Here is a 22,922-nt window from a genome sequence, read left to right on the forward strand (position 1 = left end):
CCTTGGAAAGGAATGCATCTCAAGGGGATGCTTGGGTCATGTCTTGTTGGAGTTGCTAGGGTTGTCTCCCCGGTCCCCTCGTCTTGCACGCCGGGGCGCGCTATCGAGTGCGTGGACTGTAACGGCGCGCACTGCGCTGGTGCATCAGTGGTTTCCCGCAGGTGGCGGGTGGCACGAAGCGCCGCGCAACGTCCCGAAAACGGGGCGAACGCGCACCGCAAAGGTTCGCGGCCCCTTCTTGGCATGCGATATGCGAGGGCTCCGCTGTCACACGGAGTCATACCAATGCACCAGGCAGCAAGGCGGCTGATCGGACCGAGGGCACGGAAGGCGGCGGCAAGCACGGCCGCACTGGCGGGCAGCGCATGGATCGGCGCCGCGGTGGCGCAGACCGAGGCGGCCGCCAGCGCGGCGCCGGCACTCGTGCGGCCGGGGCTGGTGACGGTGTCGTCGCTCAGCGGCGCGGACACCGCCTGGATGATGACCGCCACGGCGCTGGTGCTGCTCATGACGCTGCCGGGCGTGGCGCTCTTCTATGCCGGCATGGTGCGGCGCAAGAACGTGCTCAACACCCTGGCCTGCGTGGTGGCCATCGCTGCGCTGGTCAGCCTGCTGTGGTTTGCGGGCACCTACTCGTGGGCCTTCACGCCCGGCTCCGCATGGTGGGGCGGGCAGGCGCGGGTCGGCTTCGGCGGGCTGGACTTCGACCTGGCGGGTGGCCTGGTCGCGGTGAGCCACATCGCACCGCACATCCCGGAGTCCGTGTACGCCCTGTACCAGCTCACCTTCGCCGTCATCACCGCCGCGCTGGTGGTCGGCGCCTTCGTCGAGCGCATGCGCTTCGCCGCCATGCTGGTGTTCATCGGGCTCTGGTCCGCGCTCATCTACACGCCCATCGCACATTGGGTGTGGGAGCCGGGCGGCTGGCTGGCGCGCATGGGGGTGCTCGACTTCGCGGGCGGCTCCGTCGTGCACGTCAACGCCGGCATGGCGGGCCTGGCCTGCGCCTGGTACCTGGGCCCGCGCCGCGGCTACGGGCGCGAGGCGTTCGAGCCCTACAACCTCGGCTTCACCATGGCGGGCGCGGCGCTGCTCTGGGTGGGCTGGTTCGGCTTCAATGCGGGCTCCGCCGTGGCGGCGGACGGCCGGGCGGGCCTGGCGATGGTCACGACGCACATCGCCGCCGCGGCGGGGGCCATGTCGTGGATGCTGACCGAGGCGCTGCTGCGCGGCCGTGCGTCGCTGCTGGGGCTGTGCTCCGGCCTCGTCGGCGGGCTGGTCGCCATCACGCCGGCCGCCGGCTTCGTCACGCCGCTGTCGGCGCTGTGCATCGGCCTGGCGGCGGGGCTGGCCTGCTACTGGGGCGCGACCGGCATCAAGCGGCTGCTGCGCGTGGACGATTCGCTCGACGTCTTCGGCGTGCACGGCATCGGCGGCATCGTCGGTTCGTTGCTCACCGGCCTGCTGGCCGACCCGCGCATCGGCGGCGTCAGCGGCAGCGTGGTCACGCAGGCGCTGGGCGTCGGCGCCGTCATGGCTTTCAGCCTGGCGGGCACGGCGCTGCTGCTCTGGCTGGTGGACGCCGCCCTGGGCCTGCGCGTGCCCGAGCGCGACGAGCTGGCCGGGCTGGACCTGGCGCTGCACCGCGAGCGCATCGGCGGTTGAGCGCGCACCGCCGCAATCCCAGAGGACTTCCATGCGACACAGTGAACGACTCGCCATCGCGGCCCATCTGCATGTGCTGCTGCGCCGCAAGACCGGGCGCGTGACCGACACCGAATGGATGGCCGCCGACAGGGCCTATGCGCTCGAGATCGTGCGCTTCTCCCGCGAGCGCGCCCAGAGCGACGGCCTGCCCGAGCTGAACGAATGGGCCGACAAGCTGGAGGCGGCCACCTACCAGGCCGCCGCCGCGCCCGCCCCGCGGCGCCCGCTGGCGCAGGCCCTGGCGCCGCAGCCCCCGGAGCGGCCGCCGGTGCCCGACCGCTACGTGGGCGGCATCCGCTGAGCGGCCGGCGCGCCCGTCCGGGCGGGCATTCCCACCATTGCCGCCATTGCGGCCATTGCCGCCATTGCCGCCAGTCTCGGCGCTCCGACTACCTCGCGTCGGCGCGGATCCACTCCGCCGCCTTCTCCGCCATCATCAGCGTGGGCGAGTTGGTGTTGCCGCTGGTGATGGTGGGCATGGCGCCCGCATCGACCACGCGCAGCCCCGCAATGGTGCCGCCCCGCCCGTCGCGCACCCGCAGGCGCGAATCCAGCACCGCCATCGGGTCGCCGTCCCGTCCCATGCGGGTGGTGCCCACCGGGTGGAAGATGGTGGTGGCGATGTCGCCCGCCAGCCGGGCCAGGTCTTCGTCGCTCTCGTACTGCGGGCCGGGCTTCCATTCGGTGGGCTCGTAGCGGGCCAGCGCCGGCTGGGCGGCGATGCGGCGCGTGACGCGCAGGCTGTCGGCCGCCACCTGGCGGTCTTCGGGGGTGCTGAGGTAGTTGGGCGCGATGGCCGGCCCCTGGCGGAAGTCCGCGCTCTTGATGCGGACCGTGCCGCGGCTGGTCGGGTTCAGGTTGCACACGCTGGCCGTGAACGCCGGGAAGGCATGCAGCGGTTCGCCGAAAGCCTCCAGCGACAGCGGCTGCACGTGATATTCCAGATTGGCGTAGGGCTGGCTGGGGCTGCTGCGGGTGAAGGCGCCCAGCTGCGAGGGCGCCATGCTCATCGGGCCGCTGCGCTTGAGGGCGTATTCGAGGCCAATCTTCGCTTTGCCCAGCCAGCTGCCCGCCAGCACGTTGAGCGTGGGCACGTGGTTGACCTTGTAGACCGCGCGGATCTGCAGGTGGTCCTGCAGGTTGCCGCCCACGCCGGGCAGGTCGGCCACCGCGTCGATGCCGTGCCGGGCGAGCAGCTCTGCCGGGCCGATGCCCGAGAGCTGCAGCAGCTGCGGGGAGTTGACGGCGCCGGCACTCAGCACCACCTCGCGCATGGCATGGGCCTGCACCATCTCGTCGCCCGTCCACACCTCCACGCCGGTGCAGCGGCGGCTGCCGTCACCTTGCGTCTCGATCAGCAGCCGGGTCGCTTGCGCGGCGGTCCACATCTCGAAGTTGGGCCGGCCGTAGCAGGTGGGGCGCAAGAAGGCCTTGGCGGTGTTCCAGCGCCAGCCGGCCTTCTGGTTGACCTCGAAATAGCCCACGCCCTCGTTGTCGCCGCCGTTGAAATCGTCGGTGGCCGGAATGCCCGCCTGCTGCGCGGCCTGTGCGAAGGCGTCCAGCACGTCCCAGCGCAGGCGCTGCTTTTCCACCCGCCATTCGCCCAGTCCCCCGGTGGTCTTGCTGCCGTGCAGCTGGCGGAAGCGTTCGCTCGCGGTGTCCGGTTTGTCCAGGCGCCAGTGGTCTTCGTGGCGGCGGAAGGCAGGCAGCACGTTGTCCCAGCGCCAGGTGTCGTCGCCGGTGGCCTGGGCCCACTGGTCGTAGTCGCGCGCCTGGCCGCGCATGTAGATCATGCCGTTGATGCTGCTGCAGCCGCCCAGCGTCTTGCCGCGCGGGTAGCGCAGGCTGCGGCCGTTCAGGCCGGCCTCGGGCTCGGTGTGGTAGAGCCAGTCGGTGCGCGGGTTGCCGATGCAGTAGAGGTAGCCGACCGGGATGTGGATCCAGTGGTAGTCGTCCTTGCGGCCGGCCTCGACGAGCAGCACGCGGTAGCGCCCACCCGAGCTCAGGCGGTTGCAGAGCAGGGCGCCGGCCGTGCCGCCGCCGATGATGATGTAGTCGAAAGTGGTGTCGCTCATGGCGGGCGGAAGAGGGGGCGGAAGACGGAAAGGAAAAGGCGGGCGGAAAGAAAAGATGGGGCGGCAGGCGGAGCGCCGGGCGAGGGGCGCCCTGGCCGCTGCCATTGTGCGGAACGCCGCTGGCCTGTCGATAGGGGAATGGCGTATTGCTATTAATTCAATAGCATTAAGTGCTTATGGGTCGGTCGCCCCAGGCCTTTTGTGATGGTTTTTTCAAGCTCCGGCACGGCGAGCCGCTGCCCGGCGCCCCGGCGGCGCGGCGCGCGACTTTGGCTGACGTGGCAAGCTGTTGCACTCAGCTACGATCCCGCACCGATGACCGACCGCCAACCCAGCATCACCCGCACCGACGCGCCAGAAGGGCCGTCCGCCGTGCTGCACGGGCGCTGGGGCGCGGCGGAGCTGGGTGAGCGGCGCCGCTGGCGCAAGCTCTCCGCGCAGCTGGCCGAATCGCCGGCAGCCGCCGGCCTGGGCTGGGACCTGCGCGAGCTGGACTGGCTCGACCACGTGGGCGCCCAGCTGCTCTGGAACCACTGGGGCCGCGACTGGCCCGAGCGCATCGCGCTGACCGATGCGCAACGCGACATCCTCCAGCGCATCGAGGAGTTCAGCACCGAGGAAGCGCCCGCCGAGCGCTGGAGTCTCGCCGAGCAGGTCGACACGCTCGGCGCCAAGGTGATGCACGGCGTCGGCCACGGCCGCGACCTGCTCACGCTGATCGGCCAGCTGGTCATCGACCTCCTGCGCCTCGTGCGCAACCCGCGTCTCATGCCCTGGCGCGATGTGTCGGGCCACCTCTACAGCATGGGCGCCACGGCGCTGCCCATCACCGCGCTGGTGGGTTTCCTGATCGGCGTGGTGCTGGCCTACCTGATGAGCCTGCAGCTGCGCCAGTTCGGCGCGGAATCGTTCATCGTCAACATCCTGGGCATCTCGCTGATCCGCGAACTGGGCCCCATGCTGGGCGCCATCCTGGTGGCCGGCCGCTCGGGCTCGGCCATCACCGCGCAGATCGGCGTGATGCGGGTGACCGAAGAGCTGGACGCCATGCGCGTCATGGGCATCGCCCACGGCCTGCGGCTGGTGCTGCCGCGCGCGGTGGCGCTGGGCATCGCCATGCCGCTGATCGCGCTGTGGACCACGCTGGCCGCGCTGGGCGGCGGCATGCTGGCGGCCGACGTCGCCATGGGCATCTCGCCCGCCTATTTCGTGCAGGCGCTGCCGGCCGCCGTGGCGCCGTCCAACCTGTGGATGGCGATGGCCAAGTCCGCCGTGTTCGGCGTCGCCATCGCGCTCATCGGCTGCCACTGGGGCCTGCGGGTCAAGCCCAACACCCAGAGCCTGGGCCAGGGCACGACGGCCTCGGTGGTGAGCTCCATCACCATGGTCATCGTGGTGGATGCGCTCTTCGCCATCGGCTTCAAGAACCTCGGGATCTGAGCCAGACGCCATGACCGACGACGCCCGCCTGTCCCACCCCATTCCCGATCCGGCCCCCGGTCCGGCCACGGCCGCGCCCGCGCCGCCGCCCGCCGATGCGCCGGCCGTGGTCGAGGTCAAGGGCCTGGCCACCGTGTTCGGCAAGGGCGACGAAGCCTTCACCGTGCACAAGAACCTGGACCTCACCGTGCAGCGCGGCGAGATCCTCTCGGTGGTCGGCGGCTCGGGCACCGGCAAGACGGTGCTGATGCGGCACATCCTCGGGCTGACGCAGCCCACCGAGGGCAGCGTCACCGTGCTGGGGGAGCCCGCGGCGCGGCTCACCGCCCGGGGCGCGGCCAGCCGGGTGGGCATGCTGTTCCAGCAGGGTGCGCTGTTTTCGGCCTTCAACGTGCGCGACAACATCGCCTTCGCGCTGCGCGAGCAGGGCACGCTGCCCCAGCGGCTGGTGTGCGATGCGGCCATGGTCAAGCTGCAGATGGTGGGCCTCAAGCCCGAGCACGCCACCCGCATGCCGGCCGATCTGTCGGGCGGCATGATCAAGCGCGTGGCGCTGGCGCGCGCGCTCATCATGGACCCGCCGCTCTTGATCCTGGACGAGCCCACCGCCGGGCTCGACCCGAACAGCTCCGACGACTTCTGCGAGCTGCTGCGCGAGCTGCACGCCTCGCTCGGGCTCACCGTGATCATGGTCACGCACGACCTGGACACGATCTTCGCGCTCTCCACCCGCGTGGCCGTGCTGGCGGAAAAGCGCGTGATCGCCAGCGGCACGCCGCAGGAGGTGGCGCAGGTCGACCATCCCTTCATCCACCAATTCTTTCTCGGCGAACGCGGCCGGCGCGCCATGGCCCCGGCGCCCGTGGCGGCACCCGCATCGCCAGACACTTCCAAGGACGACTGATGGAAAACAAGTCACATGCACTCGCAGCGGGCATCTTCGTGGTGGTCGTGGCGGCGCTGCTGGCCGGCCTGGGCCTGTGGCTCACGCGCGACCGCACCGACTACACGCTCTATGAGCTGTCCAGCAAGGACAGCGTCAGCGGCCTGCAGCCGGAGGCGGCCGTGCGCTACAAGGGCGTCGCCGTGGGCAAGGTTACGCGCATCGGCTTCGACCCCAAGATGGCGGGCAACGTGCTGATCCGCATCGCCGTGAACGAATCGGCCCCCATCTCGCCGACCACCTTCGCCCAGCTGGGCTACCAGGGCGTCACGGGCCTGGCGCACATCCAGCTCGACGATGCCGACGCGCCCATCCAGCCGCCGCCCCCCGGTGACAGCGGCCTGCCGCGCCTGACGCTGAAAAGCTCCTCCTTCAGCCAGATCGCCGAGCAGGGGCCCGCCATCCTCGCGCAAGTGCAGGAGGCCACCGAGCGCATCAACAAGCTGCTGGGCGACGAGAACCAGGCGCGCCTGGCGCTGACGCTGGACAACCTGGCCAAGGCCGCCGGCAGCGCCAACACGCTGGTGCAGCGCATCGACAACACCGTCGCCACCAAGCTCGACCCGGCGCTGGCCACCGTGCCGGCGGTGGCGCAGGACGCCCGTGCCACGCTGCAGTCCCTGCGCACGGCGGGTGACAACGCCGCCGCCGCCGCGGGCGAGGTGCGCAGCGCCGTCGCCAAGCTGAGCGTGGAGGGCGGGCCGATCGACAAGATCGCCGACAGCTCGCAGTCGCTGTCCGACGCGGCCGACCGCTTCGGCCGGGTGTCGCTGCCGCGCCTGAACAACGCGGCCGACGAAGCCGCCCGCGCCGCGCGCCGACTGGGCCGCACAGCCAGCGGCATCAGCGACAACCCGCAGTCGCTCATCTACGGCAACGGCAGTGCCTCGGCCGGCCCGGGCGAACCCGGCTTCGTGCCGCCGACCCGCCTGGCACCTGCGCCGTGAAGCCCGGCCGGCAGCAGAACGCAACTTTCCCGAGAGTGGAGTCAACCCGCATGCTTACTATCAAAAACAGAGCAGGTCGCGCTGATGGAATGGGCACTGGAGGCATCATCGGCTTGTGTCTTGCGGCGGCACTGGCCGGCTGCTCCGTGCTGCCCACGCCGCCCACCCGGGCGGAGGTGTACGACTTCGGGCCCGGGCTGACCGTTTTCCAGCCGAACGCCGCCGCCCCTGCGGGCCAGGCCGCGCAGGCCACGCTGACGCCCGGCAGCGCCCCGGCCAGCACCGGCATGCGGGTACCGGTGGCGCTGGCCGAGGTCGCCACCACCGGCGTGCCGGAAGGCAGCACGGCCGTGCTGTACCGCCTGGCCTATGCCAACGCCCAGCACCTGCGCCCCTACACCCAGGCCCGCTGGAGCCAGCCGCCCGCGCAGCTGGTGCAGCAGGCCCTGCGCGACCAGATGGGCCAGCGCCGCGCCGTGCTGCTGGGCGAGGAAGGCATCGCCCAGCTGCTGGACGATGGCCGCCCGCCGCTGGTGGTGCGCGTGCAGCTGGAGGAATTCAGCCAGGTCTTCAGCGCCCCCGCCAGCAGCGGCGGGTTGGTGCGGCTGCGCATCTCGCTGGGTGAATCGACCACGGCCGGCGAGAAGCTCGTCGCGCAGCGCGTCTTCACCGTGCAACGCCCCGCCGCCACGGCCGACGCGGTCGGCGGCACGCGGGCGCTGGCCGAAGCCACGGCGCAGGCCGCGGCCGACGTGGAGCAGTGGCTGGAGCAGCTGGGCCGCTGAACGTCCGCAGCGGCGTCCACCCTCGGGGCGCCGTCGTCCGGCAATGGCGCCTTGGCGGCAAGGGCCTCGCGAGCCGGTCACAATCCCGGAGTCCTGGCCGCCCCCCGGTGGCCCGCCTTCTGCATCTTCGGGAGTCTTTCCAATGAGCATCGATCTCGCACACATCAACGCCACCCTGGGCCGCGATGCGCAGGGCCTGGTGGACTGGGCCATCGGCCTGGGCCGCCCGGCCATCGTGACCACCAATTTCCGCCCCTTCGAGGCGGTGATCCTGCACCTCTGCACCCGTGCCCGGCCCGACATCCCCGTGGTGTGGATGGACAACGGCTACAACACGGAAGCCACCTACCGCTTCGCCGACGACGTGACCAGGCAGCTGGGGCTGAACCTGAGCATCTATCTGCCCCGCCGCTCGCGCGCGCACCGCGAGGCGGTGGAAGGCCCGGTGCCCGCGCTGGACGATCCGCGCCACGCGGCCTTCACCGAAGAGGTGAAGCTCGAACCCTTCGCGCGGGCGTTGCGCGAAACCGCGCCGCAGGTGTGGTTCACGGCACTGCGGGCCACCGACACGGCGGTGCGCGCGCAGATGGACCCGGTGAGCATCAACCCGGACGGACTCGTCAAGGTGGCGCCGCTGCTGCACTGGTCTTCCAAGGAGCTGTACGAATACCTGCAGGCCCACGGCCTGCCCAACAACTTCGACTACGTCGATCCGACCAAGGGCGAAGACAACCGCGAGTGCGGACTGCACCTGTCGCATTGAATCGCCGGTCCGGCGGGTTCCTGAAGGCGTGCCGCGGGCACGCCTTTTTTGTGCCTGCCTTATCCGTAGGCTTGAACTGACGCCGGCTGCGTGACCGCACCTACGCTCCTCTTTCGAGCGCACTTCTACAGTGCGTGCATCGCGTCCAGACCCGTGCTTCCCTATGTCGGGGAAGCGGAGGAAGCGACAACAACCGCAAAGGAGATGGCCATGAACGAAGACACCGTCAAGGGCAACTGGAAGCAGTTCACCGGCAAGATCAAGGAGCAATGGGGCAAGCTGACGGACGACGATCTCGACGTCGCTGCCGGCAAGCGCGACCAGCTGCTGGGCAAGCTCCAGGAACGCCACGGCCTGGCCAAGGACGCCGCGGAAGAACAACTGAAGTCGTGGGAAGGCCGCAACCCGGACTTCCGCTACGACCGTTGATGGATTCCACCCGCCGGGTCCACGGACCTGGCGGGAAGCCGGCGGCGCAACCCGTCGCCGGTGGAGTCGCCTGGTATTTCATCCACCTACAACAAGCCCGAGCCCTGTAGCCGCTGCCAGTGCAGCAGGCGAACGGCCAAGGCACCAAAACTTTTCAGACCCGAGGAGAACTCCTATGAAGCACGCACGTCACCTGATCGCTATCGTCGCCGCCGGCATGCTGGCCACCTCTGCCATGGCCATGACCAGCGCCGAACACAAGGCCGCCAAGGACCAGATCTCCGCCGACTACAAGGCCAACAAGGCCAAGTGCGACGCGCTGACTGCCAACGCCAAGGACATCTGCATGAAGGAAGCCAAGGGCGCCGAGAACGTCGCCAAGGCCGACCTGGAAGCCCGCTACAAGCCCAGCGACAAGAACACCTACAAGGTGGCAGAAGCCCGCGCTGACGCTGACTACGCCGTCGCCAAGGAAAAGTGCGACGACCTGAGCGGTGATGCCAAGAACGTCTGCCAGAAGGACGCCAAGGCCGCGCACGTGACCGCCAAGGAAAACGCCAAGGTCGCCCGCGCCCAGGCCAAGCCTGCCGACACCGCTGCCAAGAAGGAAGCCAACGTCGCCGAAGTGAAGCAGGAAGCCACCGCCGAAATGCGTGAAGCCCAGTACAAGGCTGCCAAGGAGCGCTGCGACACGATGAGTGGCGATGCCAAGGACAAGTGCGTGGCTGACGCCAAGCGCATGTACGGCCAGTAATCCGCCAGGCTCTCCGGCAACTGCGCCTGTCACCACAACGAGACGCGGAGCGTTCGCGGCCCAGCGCCGCCATCGCTACCGCGCCCGGAGGCCCCGCCCATGCGGGGCCTTTTTTTTATGCGCGCGCGGCAGGGGTGCAGCGGGTTGCCCGGAAACCGTCTGCGTCCCAGGAACCTGATCTGGCGCAAGGCTGGCGCCGCCGCTGCCGCCTAAGCTGGTGTTCGCCGCCGCTTCGGGCCGGCATCAGCAAAGGATGGTGAACGGGATGACGCGATTGGAATGGTCGGACAGGCTGGCACTGGAGCTGCCAGTGATGGATGCCACGCACCAGGAGTTCGTCGAACTGCTGGCGGCCGTGCAGGAGAGTTCCGATGGCCGGCTGCTGCCGGCCTGGCAGGCGCTGGTCGAACACACGACGGCGCATTTCGGGCAGGAAGACCGCTGGATGCAGGCCACCCGCTTCGCCTCCGGCAACTGCCATGCCCTGCAGCACCGCGTCATCCTGCAGGTGCTGGGCGAGGGCACCGAGCGGGCGCAGGCCCACGGCGAACTCCACGTGCTGCGGACCCTGGCCAGCGAGCTGGCGGCCTGGTTCCCGCAGCACACGCAGACGATGGACGCCGCCCTGGCGCTGCATCTGCGGCGCGTGGGCTTCGACCCGGCGACGGGCCATGTGCTGGGGCCCGCCCAGCTGCCCGCCGCGCCGATCGAAGGCTGCGGGGGTGCCTGCTCTACCGCCCCCGCCCGTGCCCCCGCCCGTGCCCGTGCCCGTGCCGCCACTGCATCGGCTGTGGATCGAACGGTGCCCGCCTGAACCGACGCGAAGAGAAGCGAAGCGCGGCGGCCGTTTCAGCGGCTGGCCCCGCGTGGCAGCCGCAGGCCGGCCATGCGCCATGCCAGCAGCCGGAGCGCCCGCCGCAGCGCGGCCGACCGGCCCCCCTGCGGCGGCGTTGCGTAGGCCGCCTGCAGCACCTCCTGCTTCACGCCACGCAGCGCCGTGCGATCGCGCGCCGCCAGCGCGGCCAGCAGCCGGTCGTGATAGCGCTGCACCCGCGCGGCCTCGGCCGCTGCCAGCGTACCCGTGTCCTGCGATGGCGTGGGCGTCGTCATGCGGCCCCCTGCGGGGCAGGCGCGGCGTCGGCGCCGCCGGAGCGGCCCATGCCATACCAGTCCACCCGGCGGGTGAGCACCATCACGGCGCCCAGCACCAGGAAGAGCGCGATCGATCCCACCACCAGCGCGGTCTGCTCCAGCTGCAGCAGCACGTAGAGCAGGCCATACAGCACGGCAATGCCGGCGGCGAACGGCAGGCCGCGCCGCGCGCTGCCCAGCATGTGGCTGGCGTAGTAGCCCAGCAGCAGCACGCAGGCGCCCGCCGCCACCGCATACGAGAGCCCGAACGAAAGATGTTCCGACAGGCTCACCAGCAGGAGGAAGAAGCTGCACAGCGCCGCGCCCACCAGCAGGTACTGCACCGGGTGCACGCGCACCCGGCCCGCCGCCGCGCGGCCCGGGGTGGCCGATGCGGCCTGCTGCGGGCCACGTCCCATCAACTCGAACAATCCCACCGCGACGAAGGTGAGCGCGATGAACAGCACGCCGTACTTGGTGGCGCGGTCGGACAGGGAATAGGGATTCACCGGGTCCACGAAGGCCACGCTGAAGCTGTCGGTGCAGCCGCCCCGGCGGCCGTCGCCTGCGCCGGAGGCGCTCTCCACCTCGCCCTCGATCGCAGAGCCGTCCGTATCCGCCAGACACAGGCGCCGGCCCTGCGCCACGTCCTGCTGCGCCGTGGTGGCCAGCGACGACAGGCGCCAGCGCGCGGTGAAGCCGTCGGCCTGCAGATCGCGCTCGGCGGGCAGGAAGCGGCCGGCGAACGAGGGGTGCGGCCAGGCGCTCTGCATCTGCACGTCGGTGGTGTCGCCCAGCGGCACGATGGACAGCTGCTCCGTGCCCAGCAGTTCCAGGTCCACCGACACCTCCAGCGGATCGGCCTGGCCCCGCAGCGCCTCCGGCAGCATCGCGTGCAGGCCGCGCGTGAACACCGGGTGGAACGTGCCCGGCTTGAGCGCCAGGTCCTGGCTCAGCCCCAACACCTGCGCCCGTGCCATGCGGATGCCCCGCGCGTCGGCCACCGCCAGCATCAGGATGGGGGCGCCGCACTGCAGGCGCGAACCCTTGACCGTGCCCTGCGGCACCAGGGCGGCCAGCGACGCCCACTGCGCCGTCACCTGCGCCTTCAGGTTGAACGCGTTGACCTTGTGCAGCCCGCGGGCCCGCTCCTGCATCAGCGCAGCCGTCTGCATCTGCAGCCGCGCAGGCATGGCCGTGAGGCGGAATTCCCGCCGCTGCTCCTCCACGCGCCGATCCGCGCCCTGGCCGCTGGCGACCTCCCAGCTCTCCACGCAGGCGCTGTGCAGCATCGGCCCCAGCAGGGTCTGCGGGCCGGCCAGGCTCTGCGCCACGCTGCGCGCCGCGTCGGCCCGGTAGCGCTGCCGGTCGTGGACGACATCGGCGATCAGGCCCAGGCCGATGAGCAGCAGGGCGGTGACGACCGCCAGGGCGGCGATCTTGGTGAAAAGAGGGTGCTTGAACACGAGGGGCTCCGGGTCGATCAACGAAGGCGCCAGTGTCGAAAGCCACGGTGAGGAGACGATGAGGTGTGTGAAGCGGGCGTGAAGTCCGCCGCCTCGTTTTATCGGGCGAATGCAAAGGCTGGATAAAATATCGAAAACCTGATAATTGGCGGTAAAAATGATCGCGTATCCCAGGAAACAGCTCGCGGCGGAAATGGTGGCAGCGCTCCGGGGCGAAGCCTTGCTGGGCGATGCCCACAACGGCTTGTTCGTCGCGGCGCCCCGGCGAACCGGCAAGACCACCTTTTTGCAGGCCGACCTGACGCCAGCCCTGCAGGGCGCCGGGGTGGTCGTGGCCTATGTGGATCTTTGGGCCGACCCCCGGCGCGACCCCGGCCTGCTGATCGCGGAGGTGATCGGCCGTGCGCTGGAGCCGCATCTGGGTGTGGTTGCCCGGGCCGCGCACAAGGCCGGCCTGGACAAGGTCAAGGTGGCAGGGGCGCTGGAGATCGACCTGCGCAGGATCGGCCAGGTCGACGGCACGACCCTGGCCGAGGCCTTGCGCCTGCTGCACACCGCCTCCGGCAAGCCGGTGGCGCTCATCATCGACGAGGCCCAGCACGCGCTGACCAGCGAAGCGGGCGAAGCCGCCATGACGGCGCTGAAGTCGGCGCGCGACCAGCTGAACCGGCCCGGGCAGGTCAATCTGATGCTCGTGATGTCCGGCTCCGACCGTGACAAGCTGATGCGGCTGGTGAACACCTCGGGCGCAGCCTTCTACGGGTCACAGGTGCAGCGCATGCCGTCGCTGGGACCGGACTTCATCGCCCATGTCGCAGCACTGGTCGAAGCCCAGCGGCCTTCGCTGCAACCCGTCGACCAGCAGGCGCTCGCGCAGGCATTCGAGGTGTTCGGCTTCCGGCCCCAGTTCTTCATGGCGGCGCTGGGGCAGGTGCTCAGCCCGCTGGCGACCGTGTCGGGGCGGTTCGAAGGCGCGTTGATGGAGGCAGCTCGGCAACAGCAGGGGCGGGACGAGGCGCAGATGGAATCCGACTTCCTGGGGCTGAAGCCGACGGAGCAGGCCGTGCTCTGGCGCATGCTGGAGCAAGGGTCGAAATTCCGGCCCTACGACGGCGAGGCGCTGCGGTTCTACCGCGCTGCCACGGGCCATCCGGTCAGCGCCGCCCAGGCGCAGAAGGCACTGGAGGCCTTGCGCCAGCGCACGCCCGCTCTGGTGTGGAAGTCCGCCCGCGGCGAGTACGCGGTGGAGGATGCCGGGATGCACCGCTGGTACACCGAGCGGGTGGCGGCCGGTGCCTGGCCCCCGACCTCGCCACAGGGATGGCTGGCCCTGGACGATGCGGACTGATTGATCCCGGCCCGTAGGGCCTCGCCCGGGCAGGCGCCGCCCGGCCGCGTCAGGGCGGGAAGTGCAGGCGCGCCGTGAAGCCCCGCTGCTGCCCGGCGGGGATCTCCAGCCCACCCCCATGCAGCGCCATTACCCGCCGCACGATCGCCAGCCCGAGCCCGGAGCCGCTGCGCGAGCCGTCGGGCCGGGCGGTGGTGAAGAAGCGCTCGCCCAAGCGGGGCAGGGCGTAGTCGGGCACGCCGGGGCCTTCGTCCTGCACCGTCACCGAGGCGCCTGCCACCTGCACCCGCACGGTGCCGCCTTCCGGAGAGAAGTCGATGGCGTTGTCGACCAGGTTGCCGATGGCCAGGGTGACCAGTTCCGCCTCCCATGCGCCGCTGGCGCTGTCGCCCGCGAGCCGCAGCGCCACGCCGCGCTGGCGGGCGCGCGCCGTCGCCTGCTGCAGGGCGCGCTCGGCGCATTCGCGCAAGGGCACCGGCGCGGCGGCCTCGGCATGCTGGCGCTGCTCGAGCTTGCTGAGTTCCAGCAGCCGGTCGATCAGGCGCTGCAGGCGCTCGCTCTGCGCGACCACCTGGCTGGCGAACAGCGCGCGGTCCTCCGGCGGCAGCTCGTCCTGCAGCAGTTCGCCGGCGCCGCGGATGGCGGCCACGGGGCTTTTCAGCTCGTGCGTGAGGGCGCGCACATAGCCTTCGATGTAGTCGCGCCCCTGCAGGCGCTCGCGCATGCGGTCCATGGCGCGGGCCAGGTCGCCCAGCTCGCCCGGCACCTGCGGCACGGGCGGCGGCGGGGCGGCCGAATCGCCAGGCGCCTGCACGCTCAGGGCGTAGTCGCGCAGGCGGCGCACATGCCAGACCGTCCAGACGGTGACGGCCACGCCGACCAGGGCCGACAGCACCAGCAGCAGCACGCCGCCGCGCAGCACCTTGTTCTCCGCCCGGTCGATGAAGCGCTGCACGGCGCGCGTGGGCTTGGCGACCGTGAGCACGCCCGCAATGCGGCCTTCGACCCGGATGGGCGCGGCCACGTACATCACGCCGCTGGTCTCGTCGCTCGCCACGTCGCGGCTGGCGCGGGCGCCGTATTCGCCGCGCAGGGTGCGGGCCACGTCGCGCCACCGGGAATAGTCTTCGCCTACCGCCTTGCGCTCGCTGTCGAAGACCACCCGGCCGGTGGCGTCGGTCACGTAGATGCGGAAGTCCAGCGTCTGCTTGGACACGCCCCAGATGGCCGCGTCGATGGGCCGGCTGGCATAGGCGCGCACGTGGCGCGCGAAGGCGCTGTCGGGCGCGCCCGGGGCGTCGGCCCGCAGCCGGCCCGCGGCCAGGTCGTCGGCCGCCAGCTCGGCCAGCAGGTTGGCGGTGTCCACCATCATGTCTTCCATCACCTCGCGCACGCTGGGCTTGATCTCGGCCGTGAAGACGCGCAGCACGAAGAACGCGGCAATGCCGTTGATCAGGAAGAAAGCGAACAGCAGGCGGATGCCGAGGCGCATGGGTTCAGGCGGGGCGTGAAGTGTTAGCTACTAAAATAATAGCTAGAAACCCTTGATGAATGGGCGCTGGAGGCCGATTTGACTCATATTCCATGCCGCGTTCAGGCCTCCAGGCTGTAGCCCATTCCCCGGTGGGTGGCGATGTACTCGCGCGCCGGGTCGGCCTCGCGCAGCTTGGCGCGCAGGGTCTTGATGTGCGTGTCCACCGTGCGGTCGGTGCTGTCGCTGTCGTCGCCCCAGGCGGCAGCCAGCAGCGCGTCGCGCGAATGGATGCGCCCGGCGCCGCCCGCCACCAGCGCGGACAGCAGGCGGTACTCGCGCCGCGTCAGCGCCAGGGGCCGGCCGTGCAGGTGCATGCGCTGGCCGGCGGCATCGTCGCGGAAGGGGCTGCTGGCGGCGGCAGCGCCTGCGGCGGAGCCCGCCAGCGGCGCCGCCGCGGGCCCGGCGCGCCGCAGCAGCGCCTTGACGCGCGCGGCCAGCTCGCGCGGGCTGAAGGGCTTGGGCAGGTAATCGTCGGCGCCCAGTTCCAGGCCCAGCACCCGGTCGATCTCCTCGCCCTGGGCGCTCAGCACCAGCACGGGCAGAGCCTGGCCGGCCTGGCGCAGCTCGCGCAGCAGCTCCAGCCCGTTGCCGTCCGGCAGGCCCACGTCCAGCACCAGCAGGTCGAAGGCCGTGCTGCTGCGCAGCTGCGACCGCGCATCGCGCAGCAGCAGGCTGTGGCGGGTGGCCAGGCCTTCGCGTTCCAGCGCATAGGCCACGGTGCGGGCGATGGCGGGGTCGTCCTCGACCAGCAGGATGTGGGCAGGCATCGGCGGGCGTTCCGCTGCGTCAGCGCGCGACCAGCACCGGAAAGAGCTTGCCCAGCCCGTCGGCCATCACCTCCACCGCCAGCGCTGCGAGGATCAGCCCCATCAGCCGGGTCATCACGTTGATGCCGGTCTTGCCCAGCACGCGCGCGATGGGGTCGGCCAGGGAAAAGCACAGCGCCGTGGCGATGGCGATGACCACCCCGTAGCCCACCAGCGCGGCGTGCTGCCAGAAGGTCTGGGCGCGGTCGGCGTAGATCACCACGGTGGACATGCTGGCCGGGCCCGTAAGCAGCGGAATGGTGAGCGGCACCACGGCGATGCTGTCGCCCTGCGCCGCCTTCTCCGCGCCGGCCTGCAGCTCGTTGGTGAGCGGCTTGGCTTCGGCCGGCTGGGCGTTCAGCATGTTCAGCGCGCTGATCAGCAGCAGCATGCCGCCGCCCACCTGGAAGCTCTGCAGCGAGATGTTGAAGAACGCCAGGATCTGCAGGCCCAGCAGCGCGCAGGCGGCGATCACGCAGAACGCGCTGAACGAGGCGACCTGGATGGTGCGGCGCCGCTCGGCCGACGAGAAGCCCGCCGTGTAGTGGATGAAGAACGGCACGATGGCCAGCGGGTTGACGATGGCCAGCAGGGCGATCAGGGGTTTGAGCGATTCCATCAGCGGCCTCCGGAGACTTCCATGAGCGTCATGGTGGTGTAGGGCGAGGCATCGCCCATCAGCCACACGATGGCCTCGGCCACTTCGCCCGCCGTGCCGCCGCGTCCCATCGGCACCAGGGGGGCCAGGTCGCGCACGCGGTCGGGCAGGCCGCCGCTGGCGTGGATCTCGGTCTCGATCAGCCCTGGCCGCACGGCGTTCACGCGGATGCCCTCGGCCGCGACCTCGCGCGCCAGGCCCACGGTGAGCACGTCGATGGCGCCCTTGGCGGCTGCGTAGTCCACGTACTGGCCCGCCGCGCCCAGCCGCGCCGCCGCGCTGGAGACGTTCACGATGCTGCCGCCCGCGCCACCGTGCCGGGTGCTCATGCGGCGCACGGCCTCGCGGGCGCAGTAGAAGCTGCCCAGCACGTTGATGTCGAACATGCGGCGCAGGCGCTCGCCGCCCATGTCGTCCACGCGGGCAGGCACGTCCACCACGCCGGCGTTGTTGACCAGGCAGCCGAGGCGCCCGAGCCGCTCGTCCACCGCCCGGAACATCGCCACCACGTCCGCTTCCACCGCCACGTCGCCCTGCACGGCGATGGCGGTGCCGCCGGCTTCGGCGATCTGCCGCACCACGGCCTGCGCGGCCGCCTCGTTGCGGGCGTAGTTGACGGCCACGGCCCAGCCCTGGCGTGCCGCCAGCAGCGCGGTGGCCGCGCCAATGCCCCGGCTGCCGCCGGTGATCAACGCCACGTGGGGGGAATCGCTCATGTGCTGGCTCCTTCTGCAAGAATGCGGGCGCCCCGCGCGGGGCGCCTGCTGCCCGGCATTACAGCATTGCGCGGCGCCGTCCGGCAGCGTTCGGGGCAGCCGGCGGACGATGATTCCGTGTTGTCCGCGTGCGGGCGTTCCTCGTTCGGTCGCACGGCGCTTCCGGCGCGGCACCAACGCGCTACCAACGCGCCACCCCTTCCCGCTGTCATCGCTAATCTCTCTATCCATCTATCTCTACCGCAAGGAGCCACACCCATGGGTCAGTTCGTCGATCTCACTTCCGCCGATGGTTTCACCGTGCCCGCCTGGGTCGCGCTGCCCGAGGGCACGCCGCGCGGCGGCCTGGTGGTGGTGCAGGAGATCTTCGGCGTCAACTCGCACATCCGCGACGTGGCCGACCGCTGGGCCGCCAAGGGCTACGCCGTGGTGGCGCCCGCCATGTTCGCGCGCGTCGAGCCGGGCGTGGAGCTGGGCTACACCGACGCCGACATGAAGGCCGGCATGGAGCTGAAGTCCCGCGCCGAGGCGCTGCCGGGCGCGGGCGTGCTGCCCGACATCCAGGCCGCCATCGATCACGCTGCCAAGCTGGCGGGCGAGCAGGGTGGCGGCAAGGTCGGCATCTTCGGCTTCTGCTGGGGCGGCCTGCTGACCTGGCGCGCCGCCTGCGAACTGCAGGGCCTGTCGGCCGCCATCTGCTACTACGGCGGCGGCATGACGATGGGCGCGGAAGTCGACCGCCAGCCGCGCTGCCCGGTGATGGCGCATTTCGGCCGGCGCGACCATTTCATTCCGGTCGATTCGGTGGAGGCCTTCGGCCGCGCCCACCCGGAAGTCGAGGTGCACCTGTACGACGCCGACCACGGCTTCAACTGCGACCAGCGCGGCTCCTACGACGCGGCAGCGGCCAGCACGGCGGCGGATCGCACGCAGGCTTTCCTGGCCCGCCACGTCGGCTGAGAACCGGGGCTGAGCGCGGCGTCGGGCGGCGGGGCGCCGAGTGCGTCAAAATCACGCCCATGAACGCGCTCAACATCGCTGAATACACCCAGACCCTCGGCTTACAGGCAAAAACGGCCTCCGCGCTGATGGCGCGGGCGCCGTCTGCTATTAAAAACAAAGCATTGCTGGCGCTGGCCCGGCTGCTGCGGGGCAGCGTCGGCGCCCTGCAAGAGGACAACGCCCGCGACCTGGAGCGCGCCCGCGCCGCAGGCCTGGCCGAGCCCATGGTGGACCGGCTCAAGCTCAGCCCCAAGGTGCTGGAGACCTGCGCCCTGGGCTGCGAGCAGCTGGCCGCCATGCCGGACATCATCGGCGAGATTCTGGGCATGAAGCAGCAGCCGAGCGGCATCCGCGTCGGCCAGATGCGCGTGCCGATCGGCGTGTTCGGCATGATCTACGAGAGCCGCCCGAACGTGACCATCGAGGCCGCCAGCCTCAGCATCAAGAGCGGCAACGCCTGCATCCTGCGCGGCGGCTCGGAAGCCATCGACTCCAACAAGGCGCTGGCGCGCCTGGTGCAGCAGGCGCTGGCCGAAGCCGGCCTGCCCGAAGACGCCGTGCAGCTGGTGCAGACCACCGACCGCGAGGCCGTGGGCCAGCTCATCGCCATGCCGCAGTACGTGGACGTGATCATCCCGCGCGGCGGCAAGGGCCTGATCGAGCGCATCAGCCGCGATGCCAAGGTGCCCGTCATCAAGCACCTGGACGGCAACTGCCACACCTATGTGGACGACCCCTGCGACGTGGCCATGGCCGTGAAGGTGGCCGACAACGCCAAGACGAACAAGTACAGCCCCTGCAACGCGAGCGAGGGCCTGCTGGTCGCGCGCGGCGTGGCGGCCGAATTCCTGCCGCAGATCGGCGTGGTCTATGCCGCCAAGGGCGTGGAGATGCGCGGCTGCCCCGAATCGCTGGCGCTCCTGGCCGACGTGCCCGGCGCATTGCTGGTGCCGGCCACCGAGCAGGACTGGGGCGAGGAGTACCTCGCGCCCATCATCAGCATCAAGGTGGTGGAAGGCGTGGACGAAGCCATTGCCCACATCAACCGCTACGGCAGCCACCACACCGACGCCATCCTCACGCGCGACCACATGCATGCCCAGCGCTTCCTGCGCGAGGTGGACTCGGCCAGCGTGATGGTCAACGCCAGCACGCGCTTTGCCGACGGCTTCGAGTACGGGCTGGGCGCCGAGATCGGCATCAGCACGGACAAGTTCCACGCCCGCGGGCCGGTGGGCATCGAGGGGCTGACCTCGCTCAAGTGGGTGGTGCTGGGCGAAGGCGAAGTCCGGGCCTGATGCCGCGCTTGATCGGCTTGCTACTGATTCGATAGCTGAACGCGCCCGTCGTCACTGCCTCAGAGGCCGATTCTTCATGAAAATCATCATCCTCGGCGCGGGCCGCGTGGGCTACAGCGTGGCCGAGAGCCTGGTGTCCGAGCGCAACGACATCACCGTCATCGACACCGATGCCGAGCGCCTGCGCGACCTGGAGGCGCGCTTCGACCTGCGCGGCGTGGTCGGCAACGGCATCGACCCCGAAGTGCTGGCCGAGGCCGGCGCGCGCGACACCGACCTGCTGATCGCCTGCGCCGCGCAGGACGAAACCAACCTGGTCTGCTGCAAGGTCGCGCAGTTGCTGTTCAACGTGCCCACGCGCATCGCCCGCGTGCGCTCGTCCGGCTTCGACACCGAGCAGGGCCGCCTGCTGCTGGGCAAGGACGGCTTCGGCGTGGACCGCATCATCTGCCCCGAGGAATCGCTGACCCGCTACATCGGCAAGCTGGTCGAGTTCCCGGAGGCCCTGCAGGTGCGCCAGTTCGCGGGGGGGCGTGCATGCCTGGTGTCGGTGCGGGCCCGGCTGGGCGCGTCCATGGTGGGCATGAAGATCGCCACCATGCGCGAGATGGCGCCCGAGGTGGCCATGCGCATCGTGGCCATCTACCGCCGCTTCCCGGAAGAGCCAGACCGCTTCATCCCCTGCGACGGCGCCACGCGCGTGGAGCCGGGCGACGAAGTGTTCGTGCTGTCCGCGCGCGAACACATTCCGCAGGTGCTGGCCGCGCTGCACCGGCGCGGCGACCAGGCCGCGCGGCCGGTGCGCCGCATCATGGTGGCCGGCGGCGGCCGCGTGGGCCAGCGGCTGGCGCGGCAGCTGTCGCAGCAGGGCGGCTTCAACGTGAAGATCATCGACGAGGACGCCGCCCGCTGCCAGGCGCTGGCCGCGCAGCTGCCCACCGGCATCCTGGTGCTGAACGGCGACGCGACCGACGAAGACCTGCTGGGCGACGAGGGCATCGAGGAGGTGGACCTCTTCCTGGCGCTCACCGACGACGACGAGAACAACATCATGGCCAGCCTGCTGGCCAAGCGCATGGGCGCGCGCCGGGTGCTGGCGCTCATCAACCGGCGCAGCTATGCCGACCTGATGCACGGCACGCAGATCGACATCGCCCTGTCGCCCGCCCAGGCGCTGCTGGGCGAGCTGCTGGCCTACGTGCGGCGCGGCGACGTGCAGGCCGTGCACAGCCTGCGCCGGGGCGTGGCCGAGGCGCTGGAGATCGTGGCGCGCGGCGACCGCAAGAGCTCGCGCGTGGTGGGCCGCAAGGTCAGCGAGATCCACCTGCCGGCCGAGGTGCACATGGGGCTGATCGTGCGCGGCCTGCCGGAGGCGCAGGGCGCCGAGCCCATCCCCGAGCAGGAGCCCGAAGTCATCATCCCGCGCAGCCACACCGTCATCGAGAGCAACGACCATGTGGTGTTCTTCCTGCCGCACAAGCGTCTGGTGCGCGACGTGGAAAAGCTGTTCCGCGTCAGCGCCACGTTCTTCTGACACGCCCGCCAGCACGCCGCGCGCCGTCTTCCTCTTCCTGTCCGACTTTCTCCTCCTTCGCTCAACCTCCCATGGCGGATCTCTTTCCCGTTCTGCGCGTGCTCAGCGTGCTGCTGGCGATGTTCGGCGCCTCCATGGCGGTGCCGCTGGCGGCGTCCTGGCTGACCGAGGACGGGCTCTGGCTGACCTACGTCGGCTCGGCGGCCATCACTTGGTCGGTGGGCGCCATGCTCTGGCTGCAGACGGGCCACCACCGGCGCGAACTGCTGCCGCGCCACGGCGTGATGCTGGTGTCGATGGTGTGGGTGGTGCTGCCGGTCTTCGCCGCGCTGCCGCTGCTTTTCGCCACGCACGAACTGGGGCGTCCGCTGTCGTTCACGCATGCCTATTTCGAGGCGGTGTCCGGTCTCACCACCACCGGCGGCACGGTGATGACCGACCTGGACGACCTGCCGCTCTCGGTGAACCTGTGGCGCACCTTCATGCAGTGGATCGGCGGCATGGGGATTCTGATCCTGGCCGTGGCGGTGCTGCCGCTGCTGGGCGTGGGCGGGGCGCAGCTCTTCAAGGCCGAGGCGGCCGGCCCGGTCAAGGACACCAAGCTGACCCCGCGCATGACCGAGACGGCCAAGGGCCTCTGGGGCGTGTACGTGCTGTTTTCGGTGGTCTGCGCGCTGGCCTACTGGGCGGCCGGCATGAGCCCGCAGGACGCGCTGATGCACATGTTCGCCACGGTGAGCCTGGGCGGCCTGTCGTCGCACGACCTGAGCTTCGCCTACTTCTCGTCGCCGCTGCTGGAGGCCATCGCCGTGGTGTTCATGTTGCTGGCCAGCTGCAACTTCGCCCTCTATTTCATCGCGGTGCGCAAGCGCCACCTGCGCGGCTTCTGGCGCGACGCGGAAATGCGCGCGACCATGGTGGCGCTGATCGGCGGCGGGCTGGTGGTGTCGGTGCTGCTCTGGGCGAAGAACGTCTATCCGCTCTCGGACGCGCTGCGCTACGGCATGTTCCACGTGATCTCGGTGGCCACCACCACCGGCTTCGTCACCACCGACTACCTGGGCTGGCCGGTGTTCGCGCCGGTCTTCATGCTGCTGCTGTCGGGCGTGGCGACCAGTGCCGGGTCGACCGGCGGCGGCATCAAGATGGTGCGCATGCTGATTCTGCTGAAGCAGGCGCGGCGCGAGATGACGCGCATCGTGCATCCGCGCGCCGTGCAGCCGGTGCGGCTGGGCGAGGCGGTGGTCGACCACCGCATGATCTTCTCGGTGCTGGCCTTCATGCTGGTGTATGGCGCCACCGTCGTGACCCTCAGCATGGTGCTGCTGCTGACCGACCTCGATCCGGTCACCGCGTTCTCGGCCGTCCTGGCCAGCGTGCATTGCATGGGCCCCGGGCTGGGCCAGCTGGGCCCGGCGTCCTCCTACGCCGTGCTGACCGATTTCCAGCTCTGGGTCTGCACGCTGGCGATGCTGCTCGGGCGGCTCGAGATCCTGAGCTTCATGGCACTGCTGACACCGGCTTTCTGGCGCCGCTGAGATCCAGCGCGGCGCAGGCCACGTATGGGTGGGGACAGCGGGGCCGCA

General features: G+C 70.5%; 22 protein-coding genes. 15 read left to right on the forward strand and 7 right to left on the reverse strand.

Features of this window, described 5'->3' with window-relative positions; translation table 11 throughout:
• Positions 1 to 285 precede the first annotated feature (285 nt).
• Positions 286 to 1,665: an ammonium transporter gene (locus tag ASF94_RS18265; protein WP_082493404.1), complete on the forward strand. Its 1,380-nt coding sequence runs from the start codon at positions 286 to 288 to the stop codon at positions 1,663 to 1,665.
• 31 nt (positions 1,666 to 1,696) lie between these two features.
• A complete protein-coding gene (locus ASF94_RS18270) occupies positions 1,697 to 2,008 on the forward strand; it encodes a hypothetical protein (protein ID WP_056669851.1) in 312 nt (103 codons plus the stop codon).
• Between the two features lie 88 nt (positions 2,009 to 2,096).
• Here the strand turns inward: ASF94_RS18270 and ASF94_RS18275 are convergent, their stop codons facing one another.
• A complete protein-coding gene (locus tag ASF94_RS18275; RefSeq protein ID WP_056669856.1) occupies positions 2,097 to 3,782 on the reverse strand; it encodes a GMC family oxidoreductase in 1,686 nt (561 codons plus the stop codon).
• Between the two features lie 315 nt (positions 3,783 to 4,097).
• Here ASF94_RS18275 and ASF94_RS18280 point away from each other — a divergent pair, with 315 nt between their 5' ends.
• From ASF94_RS18280 to ASF94_RS18315, 8 genes are all read left to right on the forward strand, one after another.
• Entirely contained in the window at positions 4,098 to 5,222 is a 1,125-nt protein-coding gene (locus ASF94_RS18280; RefSeq protein WP_056669859.1) for an ABC transporter permease, read from the forward strand.
• 10 nt (positions 5,223 to 5,232) lie between these two features.
• Positions 5,233 to 6,126 (forward strand): ABC transporter ATP-binding protein, encoded by an 894-nt coding sequence (locus ASF94_RS18285; RefSeq protein WP_082493405.1) that lies wholly within the window; start codon positions 5,233 to 5,235, stop codon positions 6,124 to 6,126.
• The gene (locus ASF94_RS18290; protein WP_056669862.1) at positions 6,126 to 7,112 is read left to right on the forward strand and encodes an MlaD family protein; all 987 of its coding nucleotides are present in this window, start codon (positions 6,126 to 6,128) and stop codon (positions 7,110 to 7,112) included. The genes ASF94_RS18285 and ASF94_RS18290 overlap by 1 nt, the downstream gene beginning before the upstream one ends.
• 89 nt (positions 7,113 to 7,201) lie before the next feature.
• On the forward strand, positions 7,202 to 7,897 hold the full coding sequence (locus ASF94_RS18295; RefSeq protein WP_235505427.1) for an ABC-type transport auxiliary lipoprotein family protein: 696 nt from the start codon (positions 7,202 to 7,204) through the stop codon (positions 7,895 to 7,897).
• A gap of 142 nt (positions 7,898 to 8,039) precedes the next feature.
• Positions 8,040 to 8,660, forward strand: coding sequence for a phosphoadenosine phosphosulfate reductase family protein (locus tag ASF94_RS18300; RefSeq protein ID WP_056669867.1), 621 nt, complete (start codon positions 8,040 to 8,042; stop codon positions 8,658 to 8,660).
• Between the two features lie 210 nt (positions 8,661 to 8,870).
• The gene (locus ASF94_RS18305) at positions 8,871 to 9,089 is read left to right on the forward strand and encodes a CsbD family protein (RefSeq protein ID WP_056669973.1); all 219 of its coding nucleotides are present in this window, start codon (positions 8,871 to 8,873) and stop codon (positions 9,087 to 9,089) included.
• A 175-nt stretch (positions 9,090 to 9,264) separates the two neighbouring features.
• The gene (locus ASF94_RS18310) at positions 9,265 to 9,843 is read left to right on the forward strand and encodes a hypothetical protein (RefSeq protein WP_056669870.1); all 579 of its coding nucleotides are present in this window, start codon (positions 9,265 to 9,267) and stop codon (positions 9,841 to 9,843) included.
• 265 nt (positions 9,844 to 10,108) lie between these two features.
• Positions 10,109 to 10,657, forward strand: a complete 549-nt coding sequence (locus tag ASF94_RS18315) for a hemerythrin domain-containing protein (protein WP_056669873.1) — start codon at positions 10,109 to 10,111, stop codon at positions 10,655 to 10,657.
• A 35-nt stretch (positions 10,658 to 10,692) separates the two neighbouring features.
• Here ASF94_RS18315 and ASF94_RS18320 read toward each other — a convergent pair whose 3' ends face one another.
• Together ASF94_RS18320 and creD are read right to left on the reverse strand one after the other, a co-directional pair.
• Positions 10,693 to 10,953 (reverse strand): hypothetical protein, encoded by a 261-nt coding sequence (locus ASF94_RS18320; RefSeq protein ID WP_056669876.1) that lies wholly within the window; start codon positions 10,951 to 10,953, stop codon positions 10,693 to 10,695.
• A complete protein-coding gene (gene creD / locus ASF94_RS18325) occupies positions 10,950 to 12,440 on the reverse strand; it encodes a cell envelope integrity protein CreD (RefSeq protein ID WP_056669975.1) in 1,491 nt (496 codons plus the stop codon). Before creD ends, ASF94_RS18320 begins: the two co-directional genes overlap by 4 nt.
• Positions 12,441 to 12,597: 157 nt before the next feature.
• Between creD and ASF94_RS18330 the strand changes: the two genes are divergently transcribed.
• Positions 12,598 to 13,788: an ATP-binding protein gene (locus tag ASF94_RS18330; protein ID WP_056669880.1), complete on the forward strand. Its 1,191-nt coding sequence runs from the start codon at positions 12,598 to 12,600 to the stop codon at positions 13,786 to 13,788.
• Between the two features lie 49 nt (positions 13,789 to 13,837).
• On the opposite strand, the gene creC is transcribed toward ASF94_RS18330, so the two are convergent.
• The 4 genes from creC to ASF94_RS18350 all read right to left on the reverse strand — a co-directional run bounded on the left by creC (position 13,838) and on the right by ASF94_RS18350 (position 17,502).
• Complete coding sequence (creC, locus tag ASF94_RS18335) at positions 13,838 to 15,280, reverse strand: two-component system sensor histidine kinase CreC (protein ID WP_056669883.1); 1,443 nt, start codon at positions 15,278 to 15,280, stop codon at positions 13,838 to 13,840.
• 101 nt (positions 15,281 to 15,381) lie between these two features.
• Positions 15,382 to 16,089 carry a response regulator gene (locus ASF94_RS18340; RefSeq protein ID WP_056669886.1) on the reverse strand — a complete coding sequence of 236 codons (708 nt, stop codon included), beginning with the start codon at positions 16,087 to 16,089 and terminating at the stop codon, positions 15,382 to 15,384.
• 19 nt (positions 16,090 to 16,108) lie between these two features.
• A complete protein-coding gene (locus ASF94_RS18345; protein ID WP_056669889.1) occupies positions 16,109 to 16,747 on the reverse strand; it encodes a MarC family protein in 639 nt (212 codons plus the stop codon).
• On the reverse strand, positions 16,747 to 17,502 hold the full coding sequence (locus ASF94_RS18350; RefSeq protein WP_056669892.1) for an SDR family oxidoreductase: 756 nt from the start codon (positions 17,500 to 17,502) through the stop codon (positions 16,747 to 16,749). Before ASF94_RS18350 ends, ASF94_RS18345 begins: the two co-directional genes overlap by 1 nt.
• A gap of 258 nt (positions 17,503 to 17,760) precedes the next feature.
• Here ASF94_RS18350 and ASF94_RS18355 point away from each other — a divergent pair, with 258 nt between their 5' ends.
• From ASF94_RS18355 to ASF94_RS18370, 4 genes are all read left to right on the forward strand, one after another.
• Positions 17,761 to 18,462 carry a dienelactone hydrolase family protein gene (locus ASF94_RS18355; RefSeq protein WP_056669894.1) on the forward strand — a complete coding sequence of 234 codons (702 nt, stop codon included), beginning with the start codon at positions 17,761 to 17,763 and terminating at the stop codon, positions 18,460 to 18,462.
• A 59-nt stretch (positions 18,463 to 18,521) separates the two neighbouring features.
• Positions 18,522 to 19,802 (forward strand): glutamate-5-semialdehyde dehydrogenase, encoded by a 1,281-nt coding sequence (locus tag ASF94_RS18360; protein WP_056669897.1) that lies wholly within the window; start codon positions 18,522 to 18,524, stop codon positions 19,800 to 19,802.
• 76 nt (positions 19,803 to 19,878) lie between these two features.
• Entirely contained in the window at positions 19,879 to 21,336 is a 1,458-nt protein-coding gene (trkA, locus tag ASF94_RS18365; RefSeq protein WP_056669901.1) for a Trk system potassium transporter TrkA, read from the forward strand.
• Positions 21,337 to 21,407: 71 nt separating this feature from the next.
• The gene (locus ASF94_RS18370; RefSeq protein ID WP_056669904.1) at positions 21,408 to 22,874 is read left to right on the forward strand and encodes a TrkH family potassium uptake protein; all 1,467 of its coding nucleotides are present in this window, start codon (positions 21,408 to 21,410) and stop codon (positions 22,872 to 22,874) included.
• The last annotated feature ends 48 nt before the right edge of the window (positions 22,875 to 22,922 follow it).

The sequence above is a fragment of the Acidovorax sp. Leaf160 genome, from assembly GCF_001424265.1.
Classification (GTDB): Bacteria; Pseudomonadota; Gammaproteobacteria; order Burkholderiales; family Burkholderiaceae_C; genus Paracidovorax.

Bases quoted from the DNA above. Each gene is read 5' to 3' on its own strand.
- ASF94_RS18270 (WP_056669851.1), top strand. From the start codon at position 1,697: ATGCGACACAGTGAACGACTCGCCATCGCGGCCCATCTGCATGTGCTG.
- ASF94_RS18315 (WP_056669873.1), top strand. From the start codon at position 10,109: ATGACGCGATTGGAATGGTCGGACAGGCTGGCACTGGAGCTGCCAGTG.
- ASF94_RS18310 (WP_056669870.1), top strand. From the start codon at position 9,265: ATGAAGCACGCACGTCACCTGATCGCTATCGTCGCCGCCGGCATGCTG.
- ASF94_RS18355 (WP_056669894.1), top strand. From the start codon at position 17,761: ATGGGTCAGTTCGTCGATCTCACTTCCGCCGATGGTTTCACCGTGCCC.
- ASF94_RS18265 (WP_082493404.1), top strand. From the start codon at position 286: ATGCACCAGGCAGCAAGGCGGCTGATCGGACCGAGGGCACGGAAGGCG.
- trkA (WP_056669901.1), top strand. From the start codon at position 19,879: ATGAAAATCATCATCCTCGGCGCGGGCCGCGTGGGCTACAGCGTGGCC.
- ASF94_RS18330 (WP_056669880.1), top strand. From the start codon at position 12,598: ATGATCGCGTATCCCAGGAAACAGCTCGCGGCGGAAATGGTGGCAGCG.
- ASF94_RS18305 (WP_056669973.1), top strand. From the start codon at position 8,871: ATGAACGAAGACACCGTCAAGGGCAACTGGAAGCAGTTCACCGGCAAG.
- ASF94_RS18285 (WP_082493405.1), top strand. From the start codon at position 5,233: ATGACCGACGACGCCCGCCTGTCCCACCCCATTCCCGATCCGGCCCCC.
- creC (WP_056669883.1), bottom strand. From the start codon at position 15,280: ATGCGCCTCGGCATCCGCCTGCTGTTCGCTTTCTTCCTGATCAACGGC.
- ASF94_RS18280 (WP_056669859.1), top strand. From the start codon at position 4,098: ATGACCGACCGCCAACCCAGCATCACCCGCACCGACGCGCCAGAAGGG.
- ASF94_RS18300 (WP_056669867.1), top strand. From the start codon at position 8,040: ATGAGCATCGATCTCGCACACATCAACGCCACCCTGGGCCGCGATGCG.
- ASF94_RS18295 (WP_235505427.1), top strand. From the start codon at position 7,202: ATGGGCACTGGAGGCATCATCGGCTTGTGTCTTGCGGCGGCACTGGCC.
- ASF94_RS18340 (WP_056669886.1), bottom strand. From the start codon at position 16,089: ATGCCTGCCCACATCCTGCTGGTCGAGGACGACCCCGCCATCGCCCGC.
- ASF94_RS18320 (WP_056669876.1), bottom strand. From the start codon at position 10,953: ATGACGACGCCCACGCCATCGCAGGACACGGGTACGCTGGCAGCGGCC.
- ASF94_RS18370 (WP_056669904.1), top strand. From the start codon at position 21,408: ATGGCGGATCTCTTTCCCGTTCTGCGCGTGCTCAGCGTGCTGCTGGCG.
- ASF94_RS18290 (WP_056669862.1), top strand. From the start codon at position 6,126: ATGGAAAACAAGTCACATGCACTCGCAGCGGGCATCTTCGTGGTGGTC.
- ASF94_RS18360 (WP_056669897.1), top strand. From the start codon at position 18,522: ATGAACGCGCTCAACATCGCTGAATACACCCAGACCCTCGGCTTACAG.
- ASF94_RS18350 (WP_056669892.1), bottom strand. From the start codon at position 17,502: ATGAGCGATTCCCCCCACGTGGCGTTGATCACCGGCGGCAGCCGGGGC.
- ASF94_RS18275 (WP_056669856.1), bottom strand. From the start codon at position 3,782: ATGAGCGACACCACTTTCGACTACATCATCATCGGCGGCGGCACGGCC.
- ASF94_RS18345 (WP_056669889.1), bottom strand. From the start codon at position 16,747: ATGGAATCGCTCAAACCCCTGATCGCCCTGCTGGCCATCGTCAACCCG.